The sequence below is a fragment of the Enterobacter sp. BIDMC 27 genome, assembly GCF_000534415.1.
In the GTDB taxonomy this organism is placed as follows: Bacteria; Pseudomonadota; Gammaproteobacteria; order Enterobacterales; family Enterobacteriaceae; genus Enterobacter; species Enterobacter hormaechei_C.
In genome coordinates, this window is the sequence record NZ_KI973178.1 from 3597571 (window position 1) to 3623555 (window position 25985).

Annotated in this window: 27 protein-coding genes; 12 read left to right on the forward strand and 15 right to left on the reverse strand. The window is 56.0% G+C overall.

Annotated features, from left to right (window positions below; translation table 11 throughout):
• Positions 1-25 precede the first annotated feature (25 nt).
• Entirely contained in the window at positions 26-1489 is a 1464-nt protein-coding gene (gene rsmF / locus L463_RS05860; RefSeq protein WP_023296800.1) for a 16S rRNA (cytosine(1407)-C(5))-methyltransferase RsmF, read from the forward strand.
• A 106-nt stretch (positions 1490-1595) separates the two neighbouring features.
• Positions 1596-1835, forward strand: coding sequence for a YebV family protein (locus tag L463_RS05855; RefSeq protein WP_003859885.1), 240 nt, complete (start codon positions 1596-1598; stop codon positions 1833-1835).
• 34 nt (positions 1836-1869) lie between these two features.
• Here L463_RS05855 and pphA read toward each other — a convergent pair whose 3' ends face one another.
• Positions 1870-2514, reverse strand: a complete 645-nt coding sequence (gene pphA / locus L463_RS05850; RefSeq protein WP_015570293.1) for a protein-serine/threonine phosphatase — start codon at positions 2512-2514, stop codon at positions 1870-1872.
• 167 nt (positions 2515-2681) lie between these two features.
• Here pphA and L463_RS05845 point away from each other — a divergent pair, with 167 nt between their 5' ends.
• Positions 2682-3662, forward strand: a complete 981-nt coding sequence (locus L463_RS05845; RefSeq protein WP_023296801.1) for a VirK/YbjX family protein — start codon at positions 2682-2684, stop codon at positions 3660-3662.
• A gap of 45 nt (positions 3663-3707) precedes the next feature.
• Positions 3708-3905 carry a hypothetical protein gene (locus L463_RS0122905; protein ID WP_017693250.1) on the forward strand — a complete coding sequence of 66 codons (198 nt, stop codon included), beginning with the start codon at positions 3708-3710 and terminating at the stop codon, positions 3903-3905.
• 126 nt (positions 3906-4031) lie between these two features.
• Here the strand turns inward: L463_RS0122905 and L463_RS05840 are convergent, their stop codons facing one another.
• From L463_RS05840 to yobA, 3 genes are read right to left on the reverse strand one after another with little or no spacing between them, the layout of a single operon-like run.
• On the reverse strand, positions 4032-4370 hold the full coding sequence (locus L463_RS05840) for a YebY family protein (RefSeq protein WP_003859787.1): 339 nt from the start codon (positions 4368-4370) through the stop codon (positions 4032-4034).
• 16 nt (positions 4371-4386) lie between these two features.
• Positions 4387-5256 carry a copper homeostasis membrane protein CopD gene (copD, locus tag L463_RS05835; protein ID WP_017693249.1) on the reverse strand — a complete coding sequence of 290 codons (870 nt, stop codon included), beginning with the start codon at positions 5254-5256 and terminating at the stop codon, positions 4387-4389.
• Between the two features lies 1 nt (position 5257).
• Positions 5258-5629 carry a CopC domain-containing protein YobA gene (gene yobA, locus L463_RS05830; protein WP_023296802.1) on the reverse strand — a complete coding sequence of 124 codons (372 nt, stop codon included), beginning with the start codon at positions 5627-5629 and terminating at the stop codon, positions 5258-5260.
• Positions 5630-5766: 137 nt separating this feature from the next.
• On the opposite strand from yobA, the gene L463_RS05825 reads away from it, so the two are divergent.
• From L463_RS05825 to exoX, 3 genes are all read left to right on the forward strand, one after another.
• Positions 5767-5997, forward strand: a complete 231-nt coding sequence (locus tag L463_RS05825; protein ID WP_003859784.1) for a DNA polymerase III subunit theta — start codon at positions 5767-5769, stop codon at positions 5995-5997.
• Positions 5998-6108: 111 nt separating this feature from the next.
• Positions 6109-6759 carry a carbon-nitrogen hydrolase family protein gene (locus L463_RS05820; protein ID WP_003859783.1) on the forward strand — a complete coding sequence of 217 codons (651 nt, stop codon included), beginning with the start codon at positions 6109-6111 and terminating at the stop codon, positions 6757-6759.
• Positions 6760-6782: 23 nt separating this feature from the next.
• Complete coding sequence (exoX, locus tag L463_RS05815; protein WP_015570288.1) at positions 6783-7445, forward strand: exodeoxyribonuclease X; 663 nt, start codon at positions 6783-6785, stop codon at positions 7443-7445.
• Here the strand turns inward: exoX and ptrB are convergent.
• Complete coding sequence (ptrB, locus tag L463_RS05810; RefSeq protein WP_023296804.1) at positions 7427-9502, reverse strand: oligopeptidase B; 2076 nt, start codon at positions 9500-9502, stop codon at positions 7427-7429. The two genes, exoX and ptrB, sit on opposite strands and share 19 nt — an antisense overlap.
• A gap of 75 nt (positions 9503-9577) precedes the next feature.
• Positions 9578-10228 carry a tellurite resistance TerB family protein gene (locus L463_RS05805; protein WP_015570286.1) on the reverse strand — a complete coding sequence of 217 codons (651 nt, stop codon included), beginning with the start codon at positions 10226-10228 and terminating at the stop codon, positions 9578-9580.
• 171 nt (positions 10229-10399) lie between these two features.
• On the opposite strand from L463_RS05805, the gene purT reads away from it, so the two are divergent.
• Positions 10400-11578, forward strand: coding sequence for a formate-dependent phosphoribosylglycinamide formyltransferase (gene purT / locus L463_RS05800; protein WP_015570285.1), 1179 nt, complete (start codon positions 10400-10402; stop codon positions 11576-11578).
• Between the two features lie 74 nt (positions 11579-11652).
• Here purT and kdgA read toward each other — a convergent pair whose 3' ends face one another.
• From kdgA to zwf, 3 genes are all read right to left on the reverse strand, one after another.
• The gene (kdgA, locus tag L463_RS05795; protein ID WP_003859774.1) at positions 11653-12294 is read right to left on the reverse strand and encodes a bifunctional 4-hydroxy-2-oxoglutarate aldolase/2-dehydro-3-deoxy-phosphogluconate aldolase; all 642 of its coding nucleotides are present in this window, start codon (positions 12292-12294) and stop codon (positions 11653-11655) included.
• Between the two features lie 39 nt (positions 12295-12333).
• On the reverse strand, positions 12334-14145 hold the full coding sequence (gene edd, locus L463_RS05790; protein WP_032103659.1) for a phosphogluconate dehydratase: 1812 nt from the start codon (positions 14143-14145) through the stop codon (positions 12334-12336).
• A 233-nt stretch (positions 14146-14378) separates the two neighbouring features.
• Positions 14379-15854, reverse strand: coding sequence for a glucose-6-phosphate dehydrogenase (gene zwf / locus L463_RS05785; protein ID WP_003859771.1), 1476 nt, complete (start codon positions 15852-15854; stop codon positions 14379-14381).
• 356 nt (positions 15855-16210) lie between these two features.
• On the opposite strand from zwf, the gene L463_RS05780 reads away from it, so the two are divergent.
• Both L463_RS05780 and pyk read left to right on the forward strand, forming a co-directional pair.
• Entirely contained in the window at positions 16211-17080 is an 870-nt protein-coding gene (locus L463_RS05780; protein ID WP_003859769.1) for a MurR/RpiR family transcriptional regulator, read from the forward strand.
• Between the two features lie 114 nt (positions 17081-17194).
• A complete protein-coding gene (gene pyk, locus L463_RS05775) occupies positions 17195-18637 on the forward strand; it encodes a pyruvate kinase (RefSeq protein WP_003859767.1) in 1443 nt (480 codons plus the stop codon).
• Between the two features lie 43 nt (positions 18638-18680).
• Here the strand turns inward: pyk and lpxM are convergent, their stop codons facing one another.
• The 3 genes from lpxM to znuA all read right to left on the reverse strand — a co-directional run bounded on the left by lpxM (position 18681) and on the right by znuA (position 22049).
• Entirely contained in the window at positions 18681-19652 is a 972-nt protein-coding gene (lpxM, locus tag L463_RS05770) for a lauroyl-Kdo(2)-lipid IV(A) myristoyltransferase (RefSeq protein ID WP_015570283.1), read from the reverse strand.
• A gap of 117 nt (positions 19653-19769) precedes the next feature.
• Positions 19770-21089 carry a murein DD-endopeptidase MepM gene (gene mepM / locus L463_RS05765; protein WP_003859762.1) on the reverse strand — a complete coding sequence of 440 codons (1320 nt, stop codon included), beginning with the start codon at positions 21087-21089 and terminating at the stop codon, positions 19770-19772.
• A 15-nt stretch (positions 21090-21104) separates the two neighbouring features.
• Entirely contained in the window at positions 21105-22049 is a 945-nt protein-coding gene (znuA, locus tag L463_RS05760; protein WP_032673343.1) for a zinc ABC transporter substrate-binding protein ZnuA, read from the reverse strand.
• A gap of 77 nt (positions 22050-22126) precedes the next feature.
• Between znuA and znuC the strand changes: the two genes are divergently transcribed.
• Together znuC and znuB are read left to right on the forward strand one after the other, a co-directional pair.
• Positions 22127-22882 carry a zinc ABC transporter ATP-binding protein ZnuC gene (gene znuC / locus L463_RS05755; protein WP_017384350.1) on the forward strand — a complete coding sequence of 252 codons (756 nt, stop codon included), beginning with the start codon at positions 22127-22129 and terminating at the stop codon, positions 22880-22882.
• Complete coding sequence (gene znuB, locus L463_RS05750) at positions 22879-23664, forward strand: zinc ABC transporter permease subunit ZnuB (protein WP_006811034.1); 786 nt, start codon at positions 22879-22881, stop codon at positions 23662-23664. The genes znuC and znuB overlap by 4 nt, the downstream gene beginning before the upstream one ends.
• Before the next feature lie 59 nt (positions 23665-23723).
• On the opposite strand, the gene ruvB is transcribed toward znuB, so the two are convergent.
• The 3 genes from ruvB to ruvC all read right to left on the reverse strand — a co-directional run bounded on the left by ruvB (position 23724) and on the right by ruvC (position 25959).
• Positions 23724-24734 carry a Holliday junction branch migration DNA helicase RuvB gene (gene ruvB / locus L463_RS05745; protein WP_003859753.1) on the reverse strand — a complete coding sequence of 337 codons (1011 nt, stop codon included), beginning with the start codon at positions 24732-24734 and terminating at the stop codon, positions 23724-23726.
• A gap of 8 nt (positions 24735-24742) precedes the next feature.
• The gene (gene ruvA, locus L463_RS05740; RefSeq protein ID WP_003859751.1) at positions 24743-25357 is read right to left on the reverse strand and encodes a Holliday junction branch migration protein RuvA; all 615 of its coding nucleotides are present in this window, start codon (positions 25355-25357) and stop codon (positions 24743-24745) included.
• Positions 25358-25437: 80 nt separating this feature from the next.
• Positions 25438-25959 (reverse strand): crossover junction endodeoxyribonuclease RuvC, encoded by a 522-nt coding sequence (ruvC, locus tag L463_RS05735; protein ID WP_003859749.1) that lies wholly within the window; start codon positions 25957-25959, stop codon positions 25438-25440.
• Positions 25960-25985: the final 26 nt, after the last annotated feature.

Sequence of the window (25985 nt, forward strand, 5' to 3'; positions counted from 1 at the left end):
CCTTTATGTTACACTGCGCACCTGAATGTTTCCCTGTGGTGTGCCCGTGGCTCAAAACTCCGTATTTCTTCCCGAACAATTCCTCGCACAGATGCGCGAGGCGCTTCCAGCTCATCTCTCTTTCGACGATTTCGTTGCCGCCTGCCAGCGCCCTTTGCGCCGGAGTATTCGCGTCAATACGCTGAAAATCAGCGTCGGGGCGTTTCTGGATCTCGTCTCCCCCTACGGCTGGCAATTAACGCCAGTGCCGTGGTGTGAAGAGGGTTTCTGGATCGAACGGGATGACGAGGAGAGCCTGCCGCTCGGCAGCACCGCCGAGCATCTGAGCGGGCTGTTTTATATTCAGGAAGCCAGCTCCATGCTGCCGGTTGCTGCGCTGTTTGCCGACGGGAACCAGCCTGAGCGGGTTATGGATGTCGCGGCGGCGCCGGGCTCTAAAACCACGCAGATTGCCGCCCGGATGAACAACCGCGGCGCGATCCTCGCCAACGAATTTTCCGCCAGCCGCGTTAAAGTCCTGCATGCCAATATCAGCCGCTGCGGGATCCACAACGTCGTGTTAACGCACTTCGATGGTCGCGTGTTTGGCGCTGCCCTGCCGGAAGCCTTTGATGCCATCCTGCTCGACGCGCCATGCTCCGGCGAAGGCGTGGTGCGTAAAGATCCTGATGCGTTAAAAAACTGGTCCGTTGAAAGCAACCTGGAGATCGCCGCCACGCAGCGCGAACTGATCGACAGCGCGTTTCATGCCCTGCGCCCAGGCGGGACGCTGGTTTACTCTACCTGCACGCTGAATCGCGATGAAAATGAGGACGTCTGCCTGTGGCTCAAGCAACGCTATGCGGATGCCGTCGAGTTTCTGCCGCTGGACACCCTCTTCGACTCGGCCAGTCATGCGGCCACGCCTGAAGGCTTCCTGCATGTCTTCCCGCAGATTTACGATTGCGAAGGCTTCTTTGTTGCCCGTCTGCGTAAAACCCGCGCCGTCGCTCCCTTGCCTGCCCCTAAGTTTAAGGTCGGCAACTTCCCGTTCACGCCGGTCAAAGGCCGTGAGGCGGCACAGGCGCAAGCGGCTGCGAGCAAAGTCGGCCTGCACTGGGATGAGAGCCTGCGCCTCTGGATGCGTGACAAAGAGCTGTGGCTGTTCCCGGTCAACATCGAACCGCTGATTGGTAAGGTGCGTTTCTCCCGCCTCGGTATTCGCCTGGCGGAGATCCACAACAAAGGCTATCGCTGGCAGCACGAAGCGGTCATTGCGCTGGCCGGCAGTGAGAACACCTTTGCCCTGACGCATCAGGAAGCGGAAGAGTGGTATCGCGGTCGTGACGTTTACCCGGAAGACGGCCCTTCACAGGATGAAGTCATCGTGACGTATCAGGGCTATCCGCTGGGGCTGGCGAAAAAAGTCGGCTCGCGGCTGAAAAACAGCTATCCGCGCGAACTGGTACGCGATGGCCGCCTGTTTACCGGTAACAACCGCAGCGCCTGAAAAAAAGCGCATTTTTTTACTGGCGATTTCGCTCTCCTTGTCTAGGATCAAAAATGGGTGACTGCACTGGTCATACCAGATTTTGGGCAACAAACCGGAGAGCATTATGACGAAAACCAGCGTACGCATTGGCGCTTTTGAAATCGACGACGCTGAATTGCGCGGCGAATCACAAGGCGAACGAACGTTAAGTATTCCCTGCAAATCCGATCCGGATTTGTGCATGCAGCTGGACGCCTGGGATGCAGATACCAGCGTCCCGGCGATCCTTGATGGGGAACATTCCGTTCTGTACCGTGAGCATTACGACAGTAAAACCGATGCCTGGGTCTTGCGTCTTGCCTGACCCAAAGAGAACCCGCCCGAAGGCGGGTTATTTATTACTGAAGCTGCGCCAGCGTCAGAAAGCCCCCGAATACTGCCCCCGTATCAATGTAGTGCAGATTGTTAAAATCGTAGCGTTTGTCCACAGGCGTATGTCCAAACCAGAAGTGATCCGCACCGCTAATGCCCTGCCCTTTGCCCACCATAAAGCCCATTAGCCGGTCGCGATCCCACAGCACGCGCTGGGCATCCACCGGCTTATGCCAGCCATATTCGGCGGAGGGATAATCCGCATGAGCAATCACGTTCAGACCGTTTTTGCAGGTTATTTCAATAATGTGCGGTAGGTCCCGACACGCATCGAGTAAACCCTTCGCCTGTTTTTGTTGAGCGTCCTTAAGCCCGGTAAACCAGTTACCGCCATTTATCGACCAGAGACTAAAATCATTATTTTCAAGCGCATCTAACGCCATTTGCTCGTGATTACCGCGTACCGCATAAAACCAGTTTTCCTGCATCAGCTGTAAACATTTTACGCTGTCAGGCCCGCGATCGATAATATCCCCCACCGAGATCAGCAGATCCGTATCAGGATTAAAATGCCGTCGTTTCAGCTCATCCATAAGCCACTGATAGCAACCATGAATATCGCTGACAACCCAGACATGACGCCAGTGTTCTCCCTCTATTTTCTGATACATAACGCCTCCTGTAAGAAGTATAGCTGCCACAGAAAATGTCATGAGCTGGCGTTGGATTTTGCGAATCCAAACAAACCATAAACCAGCCGGAAATAAAGATCGCTGCGCTATTAATCCCTTATTCCCTGGCCTTTAAAATAGAGCGGAATAAAAAGAGGGATTTTCACGTGTCAAACATACACCTGCAAAACGATGTTTTTTATCCGCATCGCACAAATATTATTTCTGAACTGGTGAGAGGAAAACGCGTTCCCGGCCCAATCTGGCACAAACGTGATTACCGGTTAAAGTTCCTACTGCGCTCGCTTTTATTCTGGTCCTCCACCCATCGCATGCTGGAGGCCCTGTCCGGGCGCGATGATTTCGACAGGCTGCTCACCTCTCAAATTACCTTGCCGAGCAAAACTCACCGCCAGTATCTGATGCGCGGCCTGAACTCAAACGATCGGGCCGATGCTATCGTCAGCCACTATCAGTGGATTGATAGTCTGAAAAACATCGCCCTCGCCCACGCGCTGACCAGCCCGCAAGAGGTGCCGGTTGTCCGGTTCGAGGCAAAAAACGGCGAAATCTATACCGTCCACGCCTCGTCCGCAGGTAAGGCCGAACGCGAAGGCGAAAGCACGCTTTGGCTGCACGACAATGACAATACGCTGCTTGCCAGCCTGACGTTCTGTGTCGCACGCAGTAACGGCCGTACGGTGCTGGTGATCGGCGGCCTTCAGGGTCCACGTCGTCATGTTTCACGGGAGGTGATTAAGCAGGCTACCCGTGCCTGCCATGGGCTTTTCCCGAAACGCGTGCTGATGGAGGTGATCTTCCAGCTTGCCTCACGCTCGAACATTAGCGCGATTTTTGCCGTCAGCGATGAAGGCCATGTTTTCCGCGCGCTGCGCTACCGTCTGAGCAAAGGCCGTCATTTTCACGCCAGCTACGACGAGTTCTGGGAAGGCCTGAACGGAAAGAAACTCTCCCCCTTCTGCTGGCAGTTGCCGCTTCAGATGGAGCGTAAAGCACTGGATGAGATTGCCAGCAAAAAACGCGCCGAATACCGTCGCCGCTTTGCGTTACTTGATGATATTGCGGCTTCCGTACATGCGCGCATTGGTCCCGCAGTCGTCTCAGGCAAAATACAAACAAAAATTTAACAAAACAGCCAAAAAGGACTGGACTTACGCCTGCCGGGTTGTGGTATGTTTGAGGCAGGCGCACAGGAAGTGAACCTTCTGCTGAGACGAAAACCGGATTTTATCGTTTATTTTCAAGCAGATAAAAAGAGACCGAATACGATTCCTGTATTCGGTCCAGGGAAATGGCTCTTGGGAGAGAGCCGTGCGCTAAAAGTTGGCATTAATGCAGGCTCAATCGCCTTGCCCTTTAAGAATAGATGACGACGTCAGGTTTTCCAGTCCACAGTAAAAGTGGTCTGAAAAAAAGCGTCAGAACATCACTAAATGTGAAAAACCGCAGAGCTTTTACAAGCACCTGCGGTTTTTTTTTTACTGGAAACCTGACGGCTAGCAGAGCTTTTCAGCGCGCTCAATAAACGGTGCCAGACTCTTCTTCTGCCCGGGGTTTGCCGGGTCATCTACCTGGATCACGCTGACAGGCTGTCCGTTACTTTTCCCGCTGGCAACCTGCTGCTCCGCCACGTCATTTAACGGATACTGCACGAGCGTACTGGGATTGATGACATACAGCGCGTTACCGGGACGGCAGGTAAGCATGACTTCTTCACGATTAAATGCCCAGTTGTCCTTACCCACTTCAAACCGGCTGACAGTGATGACCTGCGGCGCGGCTAACGCACTGCTGGCACAGGTGAGAAGTAAAAGAGAAAGCAGTGTCTTTTTCATATGTTATTTAACCTTGTCAGAAGGGTTCCCAGGTCGCGAACAGGCTGACGGCCGCCAGTACCAGCGCGCCCAGCACCACCTCTGCCTGTGTCATCCTGATAAAAATCTGTTGTTCCCGCCCGGCCTCCGGGCGAAAGCGTGGCACAAGAAAATACCGATTCGCCAGCGCAATTGCCACCATCATCATGACCAGCGCACATTTGAACAACAACAGCTGGACATAAGGCGCCTGCCACGGCACGTTTATGCCAACAATAAAGAGCGTATTGATTATCCCGGTCAGCAGCACGCCTGCCACGGCGTAATGCCCCACGCGGGAGAAGCGCATCATGGTAAAGATAGCGGCTGGCTGCCAGCGGCCTTTCGCCAGACGCATACAAAACAGCAGCGGCAGTAAACCACCCACCCAGGTCGCGGCGCAGAGCAGGTGAAGCGCATGGTTGAGACGATGCAACGCTCCCGGTGCGCCACCGTTCATCGCGGCATGTCCCACGCCCGCCAGCAGCACCAGCTGCCCCATCGCGAGCAGTAACAGCCGTGAGCCTTTTTGCGGGGTAAGCCATGCAGCGCCCGCCGTCACAGCGGCCAGCACCATTTGCCACAACCAGACGCCGCCAAATTGCGTTCCCAGCACGCTGCGCCAGACCGCCGGACGAATGACATCGCCCCAGCCGTTGCCCATCAACCCACTTTGCAGGCCAAACATCAGCAGAGCCGCTATCAGGCTGATTAAGGCCGCGAGTTTCTGCTGCCGCTGGAAACGCCGGGTCATGAGGCGCTGCAACGAAGACGGCGCAAACCAGACGCTGTAAAGCGCGTTGCCGAAAAGCAGCATCAGCGCAGCAAAATGGATAAAGCGTAACGCGACGTAGCTCAGGGTCAGCATGCTATTTCACGCTAAAGTGATAGCTGCCTTTGGTTTTGTGGCCATCCACGGAGACCACATGCCAGTCCACCGTGTAGGTGCCGGACGTCAACGGTTTCTCAAGAGGAACAATCAGCTTTGCGTTATCCTTCTCGTCACGCTTCACCGCGCCGGTCTGGATCTTGTGCTGCTGTGCGTCCGTCACCACCACGCCGCTGAAGGCAGGCTCAATGCCTTCCGAGAAGTTCAGGGTAATGACCTCTGGCGCCACCGCAACGGTATTTTCCTGCGGGGATTGCTGCTTAAGATGCGCATGGGCCAGAACTGAGGGCGTGATGGCTGAAGAGAGCAGAAAGACCAGCGCGCACGCGACACGGGAAGGGGTAAAATGCATCACAATCATTCCTTTTCGTTATGCCTGAATGCTAAAGAATAACTCTGTATAATTAACGAGTCGAGGAACATCCTTTGCTCCCTTGTCATCGTTGAACAATCGCGGTAACGTTGCCGCCGCAGAAAAAGGAGAAGGAAATGAACGTTAATCTGGCCGCCCTTCCTCAGGACGAGATGGACAAAGTGAATGTCGATCTCGCCGCCGCGGGGGTCGCATTCAAAGAGCGTTACAACATGCCCGTCGTGGCTGAAGTGGTAGAGCGTGAACAACCCGCGCATCTGCGCGACTGGTTTCGCGAACGTCTCATTGCGCATCGCCTCGCCTCCGTCAATCTCTCGCGCCTGCCGTACGAACCTAAAGTTAAATAAGCTTAACGTCTCGTTACACTTCCTTACGCGTTATGTGGCAGGATAAGAAAACCCTGATAAATTTAGGTGTAATCTTAAAATCCCAGCGACTTAGTGTATAAGGAAGTCACGATGTCACGATGGAATATTGCCGCGGCTCAGTATGCCCCGCGGCACAACTGTGTTGATGAGCACGTAAAACATCACCTGCACTTTATTGCCGAGGCTGCATGGCATGGGTGCGATTTGATCGTCTTTCCGGAGCTTTCGCTTACCGGCCCAGGCGGAACATCCTTACCCCCACCCCCTGACGATTTGCAGCTTGCCCCCCTCCTTCACGCCGCCCAGTCACGTTTCATCACGGTGATTGCTGGTATTACACTCCAGCAACACGGCCAGCGCCAGAAAGGACTCGCGCTTTTCACCCCTAACCTGTCGACCATCCGGCGTTATCCGCAGGGCAACGGTGCGGGTGTTATTCCTGGCGATAAACGGTTAACCATCGTGGATAACCAGGCTGACGCCCCGGAACTGGACCCGGAGGCAACGCTGTTCACCAGCAGCCTGGCCGTGGGCGAGCATCGCTGGCGGCAATCCATCGGTTCGTTACAACGCTTCGCGCACAAGTACGCCATCGCGGTATTAATGGCGAACGCGCGCGGCGGTAGCGCGTTATGGGATGAAAAAGGTCAGCTGATCGTACGTGCGGATAAGGGAGAACTGCTGCTAACCGGTTCTTTAGGCCAACAGGGTTGGCAAGGCGATATCATTCCATTAGGCTAGGCATTTTGGATCAGGAGCGATCAATGCTGCGCGTTATCGATACCGAAACCTGTGATTTGCAGGGTGGAATTGTGGAAGTCGCTTCTGTCGACGTGATTGACGGAAAGATAGTCAACCCCATGAGCCATCTGGTGCGCCCGGATCGTCCCATCAGTGCGCAGGCGATGGCGATACATCGTATTACGGAATCGATGGTGGCGGATAAGCCGTGGATTGAAGAGATCATCCCTCTTTACCACGGTAGCCAGTGGTATGTGGCCCATAACGCCAGCTTTGACCGCCGCGTGCTGCCGGAGATGCCCGGCGAATGGATTTGCACTATGAAGCTGGCGCGCCGTCTGTGGCCGGGGATCAAATACAGCAATATGGCGCTGTATAAGTCGCGTAAACTCAGCGTGCGGACGCCGGAAGGGCTGCATCATCACCGCGCTCTTTACGACTGCTACATCACCGCAGCGCTCCTGATTGATATCATGAATACTTCCGGCTGGACGCCAGACGATATGGCGACCATTACCGGGCGCCCCGCGCTACTGACCACCTTTACGTTCGGAAAATATCGCGGGAAGCCAGTATCGGAAGTGGCGGACAAAGATCCGGGCTATCTGCGCTGGCTGTACAACAACCTCGACAGAATGAGCCCGGAACTGCGCCTGACGCTGAAGCATTATTTAGGCGAAGCCTGAGTCCCCGCCCGGCCTGGCAGCGTATCCTGCGCCAGGCCAATCAAAAAGGCGTACTCCAGCGCCACCCCCTCATAGGATTTAAATCGCCCTGATTTCCCTCCGTGCCCCGAGTCCATATCGGTACACAGCAGCAGCAAATTATCGTCAGTTTTCAGCTCACGCAACTTCGCCACCCATTTCGCGGGCTCCCAGTACTGTACCTGGGAATCGTGCAGGCCGGTGGTCACCAGCATATGCGGATAGGCTTTCGCCTCGACGTTATCGTACGGGCTGTACTCTTTCATGTAGCGATAATAGGTTTCATCCTGCGGGTTCCCCCACTCCTCAAACTCCCCGGTGGTCAGTGGAATGGACTCATCCAGCATGGTCGTCACCACGTCCACAAACGGCACCTGGGCGATAACCCCTTTAAACAGTTCAGGCCGCTGGTTGATCACGGCGCCCATTAGCATGCCCCCGGCGCTGCCCCCCATGCCAAAGCAGAGCTGCGGATCGCCATAACCCTGCGCGATCAGCGCATCGCAAACATCAAGGTAGTCATTAAAGGTATTTTTCTTTTTGAGAAATTTTCCGTCTTCATACCAGTGCTGACCCAGCTCGCCGCCGCCGCGAATATGGGCAATCGCATAAACAAAACCGCGGTCGAGCAGGCTCAGCCTGCTGCTGCTGAAATCGGCGTCCATGCTGGAGCCATAGGAGCCATAGCCATAGACGAGGATGGGGTTTTTACCTTTGTTGAAGTGCGCCTTGTGATAGACGAGCGACACTGGGACTTCAACGCCGTCGCGTGCGGTCACCCACAGGTGCTCACTGCGATAATTTTCCGACTCAAAACCCCGGACCTCAGCCTGTTTAATCACCTGACGCTGCCCGGTGTCCATATCCAGTTCAAACAACGTATCCGGGGTGGTCATCGACGAATAGCCGTACCGCAGGCGGGACGATTCCGGTTCCGGGTTAAAGCCGATCCACGTTACGTAAGCCGGGTCATCGAACGCAATGCCCACCACTTCGCGGGTTTTGCGGTTGATTTGGCGGATACTGGTCAGTCCGCGCTGACGCTCTTCCACCACCAGCCAGTCGGTAAACAGGGTGAACCCCTCCAGCATCACCTGATCGCGCGCGGGAATTAACACTTCCCATTTGCGTTCATCGCGCACTTTGGTTTTATAAAGGCCAAAGTTTTTGCCCTCGCGGTTCGAACGCAGGTAAAAGCTGTGCTGGAAGTGATCCAGGCTGTACTCATGATCTTTACGGCGCGGCAGGAAGCACAGAGGCTGCGCATCCGGCAGCTCTGCATCCAGCAGCAGCACTTCTGAGGTGGTGGCGCTGGAGAGGAAAATGATCACGTAGTGGCGAGACGACGTTTTGTGCAGGCTGACATAGAACGTCTCGTCTTTTTCCTCATACACCAGTTCATCGTCGGCGGAATCGGTCCCCACCGTATGACGCCAGACCTGATAAGGCAGCAGCGTTGAGACATGCTTTTTAACGTAGTAGACCGTTTCTGAATCGTTACCCCAGACGAAATCGGGGGAGACATTATCCAGCATTTCGGGATACCAGTTTCCCGTTTCAAGATTGCGGAAACGCAAACCGTACTGGCGGCGGGAGAGGTAATCCTCAGCCAGCGCCATAATGGCGTTATCGGGGGAAATGGACATGCCGCCCAGCGTATAAAACTCACTGTGGGCCGCACGTTTGTTGGCATCCAGCAGGATCTCCCATTCATCCCACTCGGCGCTCAGCACAGACTGGCGCTGGTAGATGGGATATTCGTTTCCCGGCTCATAAATATGGCGATAGCGATAACCGTTTTTGCACCACGGGGCAGAGACATCACGCTGGGGGATACGCTGCACCATTTCCTTCAGAAGTTGATCCTGAAGCGCCTGCTGGCTGGCCATGACCTGGCGGCCATAGTCGTTTTCCTCGTGCAGATAGTCCAGCACTTCTGGCCGGGAACGAGAATCGTCCCGCAGCCAGTAGTAGTTATCTATACGCGTATCGCCATGCGTGGTGATCGCATAAGGAGTACGTCGGGCTTTTGGAAGCATGGCATTCTTACTTTTTCGTTTTACATCCTATAAGGTTGGCAAAACACGCGTATGATGCAAGCGAAACATGGCCTTCTAGCCCACGAGGGTCTGCTTCTGCTGCTGAATATCCTGCTCAATTCCCTCACGAACGTCCTGTGGGATCTTCAGCGCATCGCCCAGGGCGTTCAGGTAGCTGCGCTCCATAAAGTGATCGATATCGATGGCGGCACAGCTCAGAAAATAGAGTTCCAGCGCCTCTTCTTCGTTTTTCACGCTTTGCGCCAGACGCTGCGGATCAAGCGGCTGTTCGATGGCCTGCGCCACCAGCGCCCTGCCCTGCTCCTCAACGCCCGCTTCCCGCATCTGCTGTTCAATTGCGGCACGTTCACTGGCATCAATATGCCCGTCGCTCTTGGCCGCAAAGACCAGGGCGAGGATCAACCGCTCGGTGCGTAAATCTAACGGCGATACCTGCTTCCCGTACTGCGGTTCATCCTGATGCGCGCTGCGCACCTTGTCTTTGTATTTGTTCCATAAGACGGAGCCTGCAATAGCCCCTCCGCCCGCCAGCAGCGCGCCGGTACCGTATTTGGTAAGCAGTTTCCGCGATGATTTATTGGCAACCAGCAAACCGGCCAGCCCGCCGAGCGCACCCGGCACCAGCAGCTTGCTCAGACCCTGCTCGCCGGACGACGAGCCTTTTTGTCCCAACAGGGATTGCAGTTGATTCATCCAGCCTGACATATTTTTCCTCACGTAACAGTGCGTAACCTTCACAGCCTAAGCGAGCGGGTGTCAGGAAATGTCTGTCAGTACTAAAGAAGCGCAAATTTCCCTGCTGTCCGGTTATCCCCATACAAGACAGACGCAAACGTTTTCGTTTATACTGCCCGCATCTTTTTCAGGGGGATTTTTATGACTCGTTTAGGAACCGCGCTGCGTCCCGCCGCGACGCGCGTCATGCTGTTGGGATCGGGTGAACTGGGTAAAGAAGTGGCCATTGAATGCCAGCGTTTAGGTGTGGAAGTGATTGCGGTGGACCGTTACGCGAATGCGCCCGCCATGCACGTCGCGCATCGCTCGCACGTCATCGATATGCTTGACGGTAATGCGCTGCGGGGGTTAATTGCCGACGAAAAACCGGATTTCGTGGTACCTGAAATTGAGGCCATTGCCACTGAGATGTTGATTGCCCTTGAACAGGAAGGCCAGCGCGTGGTGCCCTGCGCCACTGCGGCAAAACTGACCATGAACCGGGAAGGCATTCGTCGCCTGGCGGCAGAAGAATTACAGCTCCCGACCTCCAGCTACCGTTTTGCCGGGGATAAAGCTGCGTTTCTCCAGGCCGTAGAGGAGATTGGCTACCCGTGCATCATTAAGCCGGTAATGAGCTCCTCCGGCAAAGGGCAGAGCTTTATCCGCGACAGCAGCACGCTGGACAACGCCTGGGACTATGCCCAGCAGGGCGGCCGTGCCGGGGCCGGGCGCGTCATCGTGGAAGGCGTGGTGAAGTTTGATTTTGAAATTACCCTGCTCACCGTCAGCGCCGTGGATGGCGTTTATTTCTGCGACCCGATTGGTCATCGGCAGGAAGACGGCGATTATCGCGAATCCTGGCAGCCGCAGCAGATGAGCGCGCTGGCGCTGGCACGCGCACAGGAGATCGCCCGCAAGACGGTGCTGGCGCTGGGCGGCTACGGCCTGTTCGGCGTGGAGTTGTTTGTTTGCGGCGACGAGGTGATCTTCAGCGAAGTCTCCCCTCGTCCGCACGATACCGGGATGGTTACGCTGATTTCACAGGATCTCTCCGAGTTCGCGCTGCATGTACGCGCTTTCCTCGGCCTGCCGGTTGGCGGCATCCGTCAGTACGGCCCGGCAGCCTCGGCGGTGATCCTGCCGCAGCTGACCAGCCAGAATGTCACCTTTGATAACGTCGAAGGTGCGGTTGGCGCAGGCTTGCAGGTCCGGCTGTTCGGCAAACCGGAGATCGACGGAAGCCGTCGTCTGGGCGTGGCATTAGCGACCGGGGAAAATGTGGACGAAGCCGTCGCGAGAGCAAAAAGAGCGGCTGCGAACGTCAGCGTAGCAGGATAAAAAAACGGGCCGAAAGGCCCGTTTTAACTGTCTGGCTGGCCGGGTTAGGCGCAGCCGCCACCCGGCAAACAAACTTACTGTTTCGCGCCTTCTACCGCTTCGCGAGCCAGTTTAGTGATGCGATCCCAGTCGCCTGCTTCCAGCGCATCCGCCGGAACCAGCCAGGAGCCGCCGATGCACAGCACGCTTTTCAGCGCCAGATAGTCACGGTAGTTGGCCGGAGAGATGCCGCCCGTTGGGCAGAAACGCACCTGGGAGAATGGGCCCGCAATGGCCTGCAACGCTTTGGTGCCGCCGTTCGCTTCAGCCGGGAAGAATTTGAACTCTTTCAGGCCGTAGTCCATGCCCAGCATCAGTTCAGAAACGGTGCTGATACCCGGGATCAGCGGAATAGAACCTTCGGTTGCGGCTTTCAGCAGGGGCTCAGTCAGCCCCGGGCTGATGGCAAACTGTGCGCCCGCTTCGGTCACTTCCGCCAGCTGCTGCGCATTCAGAACCGTACCGGCACCAATGATCGCTTCCGGCACTTCTTTGGCGATAGCACGGATCGCATCCATCGCACAGGCGGTACGCAGGGTCACTTCCAGAACGCGAACGCCACCCGCAACCAGTGCCTTCGCCATTGGGACAGCGTGCTCCAGTTTGTTTACCACAATAACCGGCACGACAGGGCCAGTGGTCAGGATTGCTTCTGCACTTGTTTTCCAGTTTTTCATCAGAGTTTTCTCTCGCCAGATCGTTAAAATCAAGTCGTCTTAAAACGTAATACAGGTTGCGCCCTGCTCCGCACCGGAGAGTTTCTCACGCAACGCACCAAACATTTCGCGTCCGGTACCCACGCGTGACGCGCTCAGGTCAGGAATATGTGGCTGACGCGCCGCCAGCTCTGCTTCATCCACCAGCAGGGTTAACTCGCCTGTCTGACCGTTAACGCGGATCATGTCACCATCACGCACTTTCGCCAGCAGGCCGCCGTCGTAGGCTTCCGGGGTGACATGAATCGCTGAAGGCACTTTACCGGATGCCCCTGAAAGGCGTCCATCGGTTACCAGTGCAATTTTGAAACGGCGGTCCAATAATACACCAAGCGGCGGCATAAGTTTATGTAATTCTGGCATCCCGTTCGCTTTTGGTCCCTGATGACGCACCACGACCACACAGTCTTTATCAAGCAGACCCGCGTCAAAGGCAGGTAAAACGTCGTGCTGGCTTTCAAACACCACCGCCGGGGCTTCGATAACCTGATTCTCTTCCGGCACGGCAGAGGTTTTCATCACGGCACGTCCAAGGTTACCGCTCAGCACTTTGGTGCCGCCGTGAGGAGAGAACGGCTGTTCGAAGGTTGCGATAACCTGAGGATCGAGCGAGTCGCTCGCCCCTTCGCGCCAGTCCAGCTCACCGTTGTTCAGCCAGGGTTCAAGGGTATAGCGATGCAGGCCAAAGCCCGCCACCGTGTTGACATCCTCATGCAGCAGGCCGCCTTTCAGCAGCTCGCGCATCAGCACCGGCACGCCGCCCGCGGCCTGGAAGTGGTTGATGTCCGCCGGACCGTTCGGGTACAGACGCGCCATCAGCGGTACCACGGAGGAGATATCGGAGAAGTCATCCCAGTTGATCAGAATGCCCGCCGCGCGCGCCATCGCGACAAGGTGCATGGTATGGTTGGTTGAACCGCCGGTCGCCAACAGGGCGACAATCCCGTTTACGATGACTTTTTCATCCACCATTTTGCCCATTGGCATCCACTCGTTGCCGTTACCGGTCAGGCGCGTCACCTGACGGGCTGCGGCTTCGGTCAGCGCTTTACGCAGTGGCGCATCTGGCTGAATGAACGACGAGCCCGGCAGCTGCATCCCCATAAACTCCACCACCATCTGGTTGGTGTTGGCCGTACCGTAGAACGTACAGGTGCCCGGCGCATGATAGGACGCGGCTTCCGCTTCCAGCAGCGCCTGACGGTCCGCTTTTCCTTCGGCGTACAGCTGGCGGATACGGACTTTTTCCTTGTTTGGCAGACCGCTAGCCATCGGGCCTGACGGCACAAAAATCGCTGGCAGATGGCCAAACGACAGCGCGGCCATCACCAGCCCCGGGACGATTTTGTCGCACACGCCCAGATAGAGCGCGCCATCAAACATATTGTGAGAGAGGCCCACTGCCGCTGACATGGCGATCACTTCGCGGCTCAGCAGGGACAGCTCCATACCGTCCTGGCCCTGGGTTACGCCATCACACATGGCCGGCACGCCGCCTGCAACCTGGCCCACCGCGTTCACGCTGTGCAGCGCATTGCGGATGATAGACGGGTAGACCTCATACGGCTGGTGGGCTGAAAGCATGTCGTTATAGGAGGTAATGATGGCGATATTGTTACGCAACATGCTTTTCAGCGCGTCTTTATCACCAGGCTGGCAGGCCGCAAAGCCGTGGGCCAGATTCCCGCAGGCCAGCTGAGAGCGATGGACAGTTTCACTCTTCGCCTGTTCGATGCGGGCAAGGTAGGCAGCACGGGTCTCTTTCGAGCGTTCAACGATGCGCTTTGTTACGCGTAACAATGTCGGATTCATAAAAGCTCCTCTAATTTATCTGTCCAGGCTCGGGAGTTTACACAGTTTCTGACGGTTGTTAACAACGCTGAAACGCCTGTTATCCGGAGCGCAGGGGCAAAATGTCTGAAGGGAGTGTAATAAAAAAAGCTCCGCGGGTGAATCCACGCGGAGCTTAAAAGATAAAAATTATGCCACTTGCTGTGTTAGATCATGTTACCGGTAAAATAACACCTTTGGGCTAGAGAGGGGGGTTATTCAAACTCGTTCCAGGAGCGGCCATCCCGGGTGATCATCGCAACGGAGGCGACAGGTCCCCATGTTCCCGCCTGATACGGTTTTGGCGCGTCCTGATCGGCTGCCCACGCTTCAGTGATGGAGTCGACCCACTTCCACGCCTCTTCCACTTCATCGCGGCGGACGAACAGCGCCTGGATACCACGCATGGTTTCCAGCAGCAGACGCTCGTAAGCATCGGCGAGATGCGTCTGGTTGAAGGTTTCAGAGTAGCTCAGGTCCAGCTTGGTAGTTTGCAGGTTGTGTTTGTGATCAAGGCCTGGCACTTTGTTGAGGATCTGAATATCCACACCCTCGTCCGGTTGCAGACGGATGGTCAGTTTGTTCTGCGGCAGTTCCTGCCAGGATTCTTTGAACAGGTTCAGTTCCGGATTTTTGAAGTAGACCACCACTTCGGAGCATTTTGCCGGCAGACGTTTACCGGTACGCAGGTAGAACGGCACACCGGCCCAGCGCCAGTCGTCGATATCCACGCGGATCGCCACAAACGTCTCGGTGTTGCTGGACTTGTTCGCGCCCTCTTCTTCCAGATAGCCAGGAACTTTTTTCCCCTGGGCAAAACCTGCGGTGTACTGGCCGCGCACGGTTTTCTCACGTACGTTGGAGCGGTCAATACGGCGCAGTGATTTCAGTACTTTCACTTTGGCGTCACGAATGCTGTCGGCCGTCAGATCTGACGGTGGAGACATGGCAATCATGCACAGAATTTGCAGCAGATGGTTCTGGATCATGTCCCGCATCTGGCCGGCCTGGTCGAAGTAGCCCCAACGGCCTTCGATGCCCACCTCTTCCGCCACGGTAATTTCCACGTGGTCGATAGTGCGGTTGTCCCAGTTGTTCACAAACAGGGAGTTGGCAAAACGCAGCGCCAGCAGGTTCAATACCGTCTCTTTGCCCAGATAGTGGTCAATACGGTAAACCTGACACTCCTCAAAGAACTCGCCCACCTGGTCGTTGATTTCACGCGAGGTCGCCAGCGACGTACCCAGCGGTTTCTCCATCACCACGCGCGCCGGTTTGGCGTTCAGCTTCGCTTCGCCCAGACCTTTGCAGATGGCGCCGAAGGTGCTTGGGGGCATGGCGAAATAGTTAATAGTGACACGATTTTCCTGGTCAAGCATTTCACCCAGACGGGTAAAGGCGCCTACATCGTTGACGTCCAGGTTGCAGAAATCGAGACGCCCGCTCAGCTTATCCCAAAGGCTTTCATCGATTTTCTCTTTCATGAACGTTTCGAGCGCCTCGCGCACGACTTTGGTATAAGCCTCCTTATCCCAGTCTGCGCGCCCTACCCCAAGGATCCGGGTATCGGGATGGATCTGGCCCGCTTTTTCGAGCTGATACAGGGAAGGCAGCAATTTTCGGCGTGCAAGATCGCCTTTCGCGCCGAAAATGACCAGGTCACATGCCTGGGCTGTTTGCGTTACCGCCATGTCATTCTCCTCAGTTAGATCGCCTGGTACTCTGCCAGGTATCGTTGTAATTTTATTACAATGCACTGTACTGCTTTTACGCGTTTCCTGAAACCATTAGCGCTTAACGTCGCGTGCGATACGGTGATTTTTCGTCGCCCGGGCCATTACGCCCGTCTGATGACGCAACAAACGTCGATTCTTTGCGCAACAGGGTCAGAGCAAAACCCGACGTCGATCAAGTAATGAAAAAAAACAACAACATTTCTTGTCGACGATTACCCTTTCGGGAGTCCCGGGGGTAATATCGGCTAAATCGAATCAAGATTTCATCTCTTTATGAAATCGTTTATGCCCTCATGAGCGTCTTGTTAACAATGAACATGCTGGAAAAAATCCAGTTTCAACTGGAACACCTTAGCAAATCCGAGCGCAAAGTGGCTGAAGTTATTCTCGCCGCGCCCGCTCAGGCGATTCATTCAAGCATCGCCGCTCTGGCACAGGAATCGGGCGTCAGCGAACCGACGGTCAATCGATTCTGTCGTAGTCTGGACACGCGCGGCTTTCCTGATTTTAAACTGCATCTGGCCCAAAGTCTGGCAAACGGCACCCCGTATGTTAATCGCAATGTAGATGAAGACGACAGCGTTGATGCTTACACCGCAAAAATATTTGAATCGGCTATGGCCACGCTCGACCACGTTCGCCAGTCTCTGGACATGAGTTCAGTGAATCGCGCGGTCGATCTTCTCACGCAGGCCAAACGGATTGCCTTCTTTGGCCTTGGCTCGTCCGCCGCCGTGGCGCATGACGCCATGAATAAGTTCTTTCGCTTTAACGTGCCGGTGATTTACTCCGATGACATTGTGCTGCAACGCATGAGCTGTATGAATTGTAGTGAAGATGATGTCGTGGTACTCATCTCCCATACGGGCCGCACCAAGAGCCAGGTGGAGCTGGCGCAGCTCGCGCGTGACAACGATGCGATGGTCATCGCCCTGACGACGGCAGGTACGCCGCTGGCCCGGGAAGCGACGCTCGCCATTACCCTGGACGTACCGGAGGACACCGACATGTACATGCCGATGGTCTCCCGCCTGGCGCAGTTGACGGTCATCGACGTGCTGGCGACCGGTTTTACCTTACGCCGGGGCGCAAAATTCCGGGATAACTTGAAGCGGGTCAAGGAAGCCCTGAAAGAATCGCGTTTTGATAAAGAATTGCTTATAAAGAGCGATGTTCCCTAATAACTACGATGTACGATTTACGGCATTCGGTCCCCTCGCTACTGCCTTGCGATAGATGAAGGCCGATTCTATGTTCACGCAACACCAAAGTTGTTTCAGTCAACGGAGTATTACATGTCCAGAAGGCTTCGCAGAACCAAGATCGTCACCACCTTAGGCCCGGCCACCGACCGCGATAATAACCTCGAAAAGATTATCGCCGCGGGTGCCAACGTGGTGCGCATGAACTTCTCTCACGGTACGCCAGAAGACCATAAATTACGTGCCGACAAAGTGCGTGAAATCGCAGCTAAACTGGGCCGCCATGTTGCTATCCTCGGTGACCTGCAAGGTCCAAAAATCCGCGTATCGACCTTTAAAGAAGGCAAAGTCTTCCTCAACATCGGCGATAAATTCCTGCTGGATGCCAACCTGAGTAAAGGCGAAGGCGATAAGGAAAAAGTGGGTATCGACTACAAAGGTCTGCCTGCTGACGTTGTGCCTGGCGACATCCTGCTGCTGGACGACGGACGCGTACAGCTGAAAGTGCTGGAAGTTCAGGGTATGAAGGTATTCACCGAAGTGACCGTCGGCGGCCCGCTCTCCAACAACAAAGGCATCAACAAACTCGGCGGTGGCCTGTCTGCCGAAGCGCTGACCGATAAAGACAAAGCGGATATCGTGACCGCAGCGCAGATCGGCGTGGATTATCTGGCCGTCTCCTTCCCGCGCTGCGGCGAAGATCTGAACTATGCTCGCCGCCTGGCGCGCGATGCAGGCTGCGATGCGAAAATCGTTGCGAAAGTGGAACGCGCTGAAGCGGTCTGCGATCAGGACGCGATGGACGACGTGATCCTGGCGTCTGACGTGGTGATGGTTGCCCGTGGTGACCTGGGCGTGGAAATTGGCGACCCTGAACTGGTCGGTATCCAGAAAGCGCTGATCCGTCGCGCGCGTCAGCTGAACCGCGCGGTGATCACCGCCACCCAGATGATGGAATCCATGATCACCAACCCAATGCCAACCCGTGCGGAAGTCATGGACGTGGCGAACGCCGTGCTGGATGGTACCGATGCGGTGATGCTGTCAGCGGAAACCGCGGCAGGTCAGTATCCGGCAGAAACCGTGGCCGCCATGGCGCGCGTGTGCCTGGGTGCAGAGAAGATCCCAAGCATTAACGTCTCTAAACACCGTCTGGACATTCAGTTCGACAACGTGGAAGAAGCGATTGCGATGTCTGCGATGTACGCAGCCAACCACCTGAAAGGGGTCACGGCGATCATCACCATGACCGAATCTGGCCGTACCGCGCTAATGACGTCCCGTATCAGCTCCGGTCTGCCGATCTTCGCCATGTCCCGTCACGAGCGTACGCTGAACCTGACGGCGCTGTATCGCGGCGTGACGCCAGTATACTTCGACAGCACCAACGACGGCGTGGCCGCCGCGCACGATGCCGTGAACCTGCTGCGCGACAAAGGTTATCTGGTATCCGGTGATATCGTTATCGTGACGCAGGGTGACGTGATGAGCACCATCGGCTCAACCAATACCACCCGCGTACTGACCGTAGAGTAAGCTCCAATCCCCTCTCCCCTAAGGGGAGAGGGGTGAAGGTTTCCTATTTCTTCGGGAAAAGCTCTTTACGCTTGTACGGCTCTGTTTCGCCAGGTTTGCGCGTTTTGAGCAGCTTCAGGATCCACGTATATTGCTCCTTATGCGGCCCCACCAGCACCTCCACCTCTTCATTCATGCGACGTGCGATGGTGTGATCGTCTGCGGTCAGCAGATCGTCCATCGGCGGACGTACCTCAATGCTCAGGCGATGCGTTTTACCGTCATAAACCGGGAACAGTGGGATCACGCGGGCGCGGCAGACTTTCATCAGGCGACCAATCGCGGGTAGCGTGGCTTTATAGGTTGCGAAGAAATCGACAAACTCGCTGTGTTCCGGGCCGTGGTCCTGATCGGGCAGATAGTAGCCCCAGTAACCCTGACGTACCGACTGAATGAAAGGCTTAATGCCATCGTTTCGGGCGTGCAAACGCCCGCCAAAGCGACGGCGCACGGTATTCCAGACGAAGTCGTAGATTTTGTTTCCCTGATTATGGAACATCGCCGCCATTTTCTGGCCCTGCGACGCCATTAACATCGCCGGAATGTCTACCCCCCAGCCGTGCGGCACCAGGAAAATCACCTTTTCATCATTGCGACGCATCTCGTCGATGATCTCCAGCCCTTTCCAGTCAACGCGTTCGACGATCTTCTCCGGCCCTTTCAGCGCCAGTTCCGCCATCATCGCCATGGCCTGTGGCGCGGTGGTATACATGTCATCAATGATTGCTTCGCGTTCGGCGTCGCTTTTATCCGGAAAACAGTACAACAGATTTATTTGCGCGCGGCGGCGTGCGCTTTTACCTAAGCGCCCTGCCAGGCGCCCCACTTTGCCGAGCACCGGATCGCGGAGGGAAGCAGGTAGCAACGCCATGCCAGCAAACGCGTATACGCCAAGCCAGGCGCCCCAGTTACGCGGGTGGCGAAAAGATTTTTCAAACTCGGGAATGTACTCAATATTGTTTTTTTTGGTTTCCATGCGGGTTCCAGGGTCTGGTGACGCAAAAATATATTCGGATAGTGTAGCGAGGCTGCCGCCCGCGCACAAAAGAAAAAGCCGGCGCATACTGACGCCGGCTTTTTAAATCAGGAGAGCTTAGTCGAAGCGCAGCTGCGGCATCACCTCTTTCACCTGCGCCAGGTAATCTTTGCGATCTTTGCCGGTCAGCCCTTCGGTGCGCGGCAGTTTTGCCGTCAGCGGGTTAACTGCCTGCTGGTTGATCCACACTTCGTAGTGCAGGTGCGGCCCCGTCGACCGGCCGGTGTTACCGGACAACGCGATGCGATCGCCACGTTTCACTTTCTGGCCCGGTTTGACCAGCAGTTTACGCAGGTGCATGTAGCGGGTGGTGTACGTACGACCGTGACGAATAGCAACGTAGTAGCCAGCAGCACCGCTGCGTTTCGCCATGACCACTTCACCATCCCCTACCGCCAGCACTGGCGTGCCCTGCGGCATGGCGAAGTCAACGCCACGGTGCGGCGCTACGCGGCCAGTTACCGGGTTCAGACGACGCGGGTTGAAGTTGGAGGAGACGCGGAACTGTTTCGCCGTTGGGAAACGCAGGAAGCCTTTTGCCAGACCCGTACCGCTGCGGTCATAGAACTTACCGTCTTCCGCGCGAATAGCGTAGTAGTCTTTGCCGTCTGAACGCAGACGAACGCCCACCAGCTGGCTCTGCTCGCGCTTACCGTCCAGCATTTCGCGGGACATCAGGACAGAGAACTGATCGCCTTTTTTCAGTTTGCGGAAATCCATCTGCCACTGCATGGCTTTGATCACCGAGCTGATTTCAGCGCTGGTCAGGCCGGCATCGCGTGCGCTGGAAACAAAGCTGCCGCCGACGGTCCCTTTCATGACGCTGTTAACCCAGTCGCCCTGCTGCAATTCGCTGGTCATTTTGAAACCGTTTGCAGTGCGATCGTAGGTGCGGGTTTCGCGACGGGACATCTCCCAGGTCAGACGTTGCAGATCGCCGTCGGGCGTTAGGGTCCAGGAAAGCTGCTGACCAATTTTCAGGTTACGCAGCTCTTTATCGGATGCGGCGAGCTGGCTGATGTTGCCCATGTCGATACCGTACTGGTTCAGGACGCTGCTCAGCGTATCGCCAGTAGAAACAACATATTCATGAATGCCGGCTTCATTCTGGATCTTGTCATCCAGCTCATCCTGGGGAATCGCTTCATCTTCCTGAGCGGCCTGATCGATAGGCTCGCTGGCCTCAGGCAGCAGAGAGCGGATCTCGCTCTTCTCCAGTTCGATGGTTTTAATGATTGGGGCGGAACTCGGGTGGTAAACATAGGGCCGCCAGACGGCGACCGCTAATGTGAGAACTGTAAGCGACCCCAGCATAACGCGGTGGGGTCGAGGCAGATTGTTAAATGCCAGGGCGACAGAGCGGGCTATCTGTTGCACGTATTCACTTCCTCGTTAATCTCCTTTCAGGCAGCTCGCATACTGATTCGCCAGTTGGCTGAGGAACTGCGAATAGCTCGCTTTGCTCAACTGGATGTTCGTACCTAGCGGGTCAAGGGTTCCCATGCGCACGGATGTTCCCCTGGCCACGGCTTCTACGACCGCTGGCCTGAACTGTGGCTCAGCAAAAACGCATGTCGCTTTTTGCTCAACCAACTGTGTTCTGATTTCATGTAAACGCTGCGCACCAGGCTGAATTTCAGGGTTGACGGTAAAATGCCCCAGCGGGGTCAGACCGTAATGTTTCTCGTAATACCCGTAGGCATCATGAAAAACGAAGTACCCTTTTCCTTTAAGCGGTGCGAGCTCGTTACCCACCTGTTTGTCGGTTGCGGCTAATTGAGCCTCAAAATCCTTCAGGTTGGCGTCGAGTTTGATTCGACTTTGCGGCATAAGTTCCACTAATTTGTCGTGGATTGCAACCGCTGTAAGCCGCGCTATCTCTGGGGAGAGCCAGAGATGCATGTTGTATTCGCCGTGATGGTGATGGTCGTCACCTTTTTCACCGTGAGCATGGTCGTGGTCGTGTTCGTCACCCTCGTCCTCAGCTCCTTTCATGAGTAACGGTTTCACGCCGGACAGCCCGGCAATCGTCTCCTGTTTCTCAGCGGGAAGCTGACTGGCTGACTTCTGCATGAACGCTTCCATCTCAGGACCAATCCAGACCACTAAGTCCGCGTTCTGTAAGCGTTTTACATCAGATGGACGCAGGGAATAATCATGCTCGGAAGCACCATCAGGCAGCAGAACCTGGGTCTCAGTGACCCCATCCGCGATGGCAGAGGCGATAAATCCAAGCGGTTTAAGCGAAGCGACAACGGCGGCGTTAACATCTTGTGCTGTTGTACCCCAAAGAGCAGCGGATAAAGCTGCGAAAAGAAGCGTATTTTTCTGTAACATAATGCGACTAATCATCGTAATGAATGCGTGGAATGTGATATTATAACATTCGATGACTTCTGCAAGCTTAAATTGACATGACGACTTTAGTTTCTCTTGAAAATGTTTCGGTCTCATTCGGCCAGCGCCGCGTCCTTTCTGACGTGTCGCTGAATCTGAAGCCCGGCAAAATACTCACGCTGCTCGGCCCTAACGGTGCAGGCAAGTCGACGCTGGTACGCGTCGTATTAGGCCTGGTAGCCCCTGACGCAGGTGTTATCGTCCGCCAAGACAAGTTGCGTATCGGCTATGTGCCGCAAAAATTACACCTCGATGCCACCCTGCCCCTGACGGTGAGCCGCTTCCTGCGCCTCCGTCCCGGTACGCGTAAAGCGGATATCCTCCCGGCGCTGAAACGCGTTCAGGCGGGACATCTTGTTGAGGCGCCCTTGCAAAAGCTGTCGGGCGGTGAAACCCAGCGCGTATTACTTGCCCGCGCCCTGCTCAGCAGCCCTCAGCTGCTGGTCCTGGACGAGCCGACGCAGGGTGTTGACGTCAACGGTCAGGTTGCGCTGTACGATCTGATTGACCAGCTCCGTCGGGAGCTAAACTGCGCGGTGCTGATGGTGTCCCATGATCTGCACCTGGTGATGGCCAAAACCGACGAAGTGCTGTGCCTGAACCATCACATTTGTTGTTCCGGCACGCCGGAAGTGGTGTCAATGCATCCGGAATTTATCTCTATGTTTGGCCATCGCGGCGCCGAACAGCTGGGCATCTATCGTCATAATCACAATCACCGCCATGATTTACAGGGACGAATTGTCCTGCGTCGGGGAAATGGACACTCATGATTGAACTGTTACTGCCCGGCTGGCTGGCCGGGATTATGCTTGCCTGCGCCGCGGGTCCACTCGGCTCGTTTGTCGTCTGGCGCAGAATGTCCTATTTCGGCGATACGCTGGCCCATGCTTCATTGCTGGGTGTGGCGTTTGGTTTGTTACTGGACGTGAACCCGTTTTATGCGGTGATTGTCGTCACGCTGCTGCTGGCTGCCGGTCTGGTCTGGCTGGAAAAACGCCCTCATCTGGCAATTGATACCCTGCTCGGCATTATGGCGCACAGCGCCCTGTCGCTGGGCCTGGTGGTAGTGAGCCTGATGTCAAACATACGCGTGGACCTGATGGCCTATCTGTTCGGCGATCTGCTGGCCGTCACGCCCGAAGATCTGATTTCTATTGCCATTGGCGTGGCAGTGGTGCTCGGGATCCTGCTGTGGCAGTGGCGAAATTTACTGGCTATGACCGTCAGCCCGGATCTGGCCTTTGTCGACGGCGTGAAGCTTCAGCGCGTGAAGCTGCTGTTGATGCTGGTGACGGCGTTAACCATCGGCGTGGCGATGAAGTTTGTTGGCGCGCTGATCATCACGTCGCTGCTGATAATCCCTGCCGCCACGGCGCGCCGTTTTGCGCGTACGCCGGAGCAAATGGCCGGTATCGCGGTGATTATCGGAATGATCGCGGTGACGGGCGGGTTAACCTTCTCGGCGTTTTATGACACGCCAGCAGGGCCGTCGGTGGTATTGTGCGCGGCGGTGTTGTTTATTTTCAGTATGATGAAGAAGACCGCAAATTAACATCGAGGGCGCTGATGCCCTCACCCTGGCCCTCTCCCACAGGGAGAGGGAACAATGCATTACGGCATTGCGGGCGGCGTAATGCCGAAATGATTCCACGCCCGCACCGTCGCCATACGACCACGTGGGGTACGCTGTAAGAAGCCCTGCTGGATCAGATACGGCTCCAGCACATCTTCGATAGTCTCACGCTCTTCGCCAATTGCCGCCGCCAGGTTATCCAGCCCTACCGGCCCGCCAAAGAACTTATCCAGCACCGCCAGCAGCAGCTTACGGTCCATATAGTCAAAGCCTTCGGCATCGACATTCAGCATATCCAGCGCCTGGGCGGCGATCTCGGCCGATATAGTACCGTCGTGCTTCACCTCGGCAAAGTCACGCACCCGGCGCAGCAGGCGGTTGGCGATACGCGGCGTACCGCGGGAGCGCTTCGCCACTTCAAACGCCCCCTCTTCGCTCATATCCAGCCCCATGTAGCGCGCGCTGCGCCCCACAATATGCTGAAGGTCGGGCACCTGATAAAACTCCAGACGCTGCACGATACCAAAACGGTCGCGTAGCGGTGAGGTCAGCGAGCCGGCGCGGGTCGTGGCGCCAATCAGGGTAAACGGTGGCAGATCGATTTTGATCGAGCGCGCGGCCGGACCTTCACCGATCATGATATCCAGCTGGTAATCCTCCATTGCCGGATAGAGCACTTCCTCCACCACCGGTGAAAGACGGTGGATCTCATCGATAAACAGCACATCATGCGGTTCGAGGTTGGTCAGCATCGCCGCCAGGTCCCCTGCTTTCTCCAGTACCGGGCCGGAGGTGGTACGCAGGTTAACGCCCATTTCATTGGCGACGATATTCGCCAGGGTGGTTTTACCTAACCCCGGCGGACCAAAAATCAGCAGGTGATCGAGCGCATCGCCGCGCAGCTTTGCCGCCTGGATGAAAATCTCCATCTGAGAACGAACCTGCGGCTGGCCGATGTACTCATCCAGCAGTTTGGGACGGATCGCGCGATCCACCACGTCATCTGGCTGAATAGTGCCTGCCGATACCAGGCGGTCTGCTTCAATCATCCTTTACCTCACAATGCAGCGCGCAGCGCTTCACGAATCAGAGTTTCACTGCTGGCATCCGGTTTAGCAATTTTGCTCACCATCCGGCTGGCCTCCTGAGGTTTATAGCCCAGCGCCACCAGCGCGGCAACCGCTTCCTGCTCGGCATCATCATCCGATGCAGGCGCGCCCGGGGAAGTCAGCACCAGATCGGCTGCCGGCGTGAACAGATCGCCATGCAGACCTTTGAAGCGGTCCTTCATCTCGACAATCAGGCGCTCGGCGGTTTTCTTCCCGATGCCCGGAAGTTTAATTAACGCAGCCGGATCTTCACGCTCAACGGCGTTCACAAACTGTGGCGCTGACATACCGGACAGAATCGCCAGGGCCAGCTTCGGCCCGACGCCGTTGGTTTTAATCAATTCGCGGAACAGGGTGCGTTCCTGTTTGTTATTGAAGCCGTACAGCAGCTGAGCGTCTTCACGCACCACAAACTGGGTAAAGACAACCGCCTCTTTGCCCGCCTCCGGCAGCTCATAGAAGCAGGTCATCGGCATATGGACTTCATAGCCCACGCCACCCACCTCCAGCAGCACTAACGGGGGTTGTTTTTCAATGATGATGCCTCTGAGTCTGCCTATCACGTGACGCTCCTGCGTTCTGGAAGAAATTATCTGCCGACATAATAAAAAAAGGCTGGATAAACATCCAGCCTGATTTGTCATTATCGTAACCTGCCTCGCGCCAGATTGAGCCGCGACTCGCTCATTTGCATCGCATTCTGGCTGACGTGACAGTGGGTAATCGCAATGGCCAGCGCATCCGCGGCGTCAGCCTGCGGGTTCGCAGGGAGCTTCAGCAGGGTACGCACCATGTGCTGCACCTGGCTTTTCTCCGCGCTACCAATGCCCACCACCGTCTGCTTAACCTGACGGGCCGCGTACTCAAACACCGGCAGATCCTGGTTCACGGCGGCAACAATCGCCACGCCGCGCGCCTGACCGAGCTTTAACGCCGAGTCAGCGTTTTTCGCCATAAAGACCTGCTCGATGGCGAAATAGTCCGGCTGGAACTGGGTGATGATCTCCGACACGCCCGCATAGATGAGCTTCAGGCGCGACGGCAGATCGTCCACTTTGGTGCGAATACAGCCGCTGCCGAGGTAGGTTAGCTGGCGTCCCACCTGACGGATAACGCCATAGCCGGTGACGCGTGAGCCGGGGTCAATCCCGAGAATAATCGACATCACGCGTCTCCCGTAAACGGTTTACA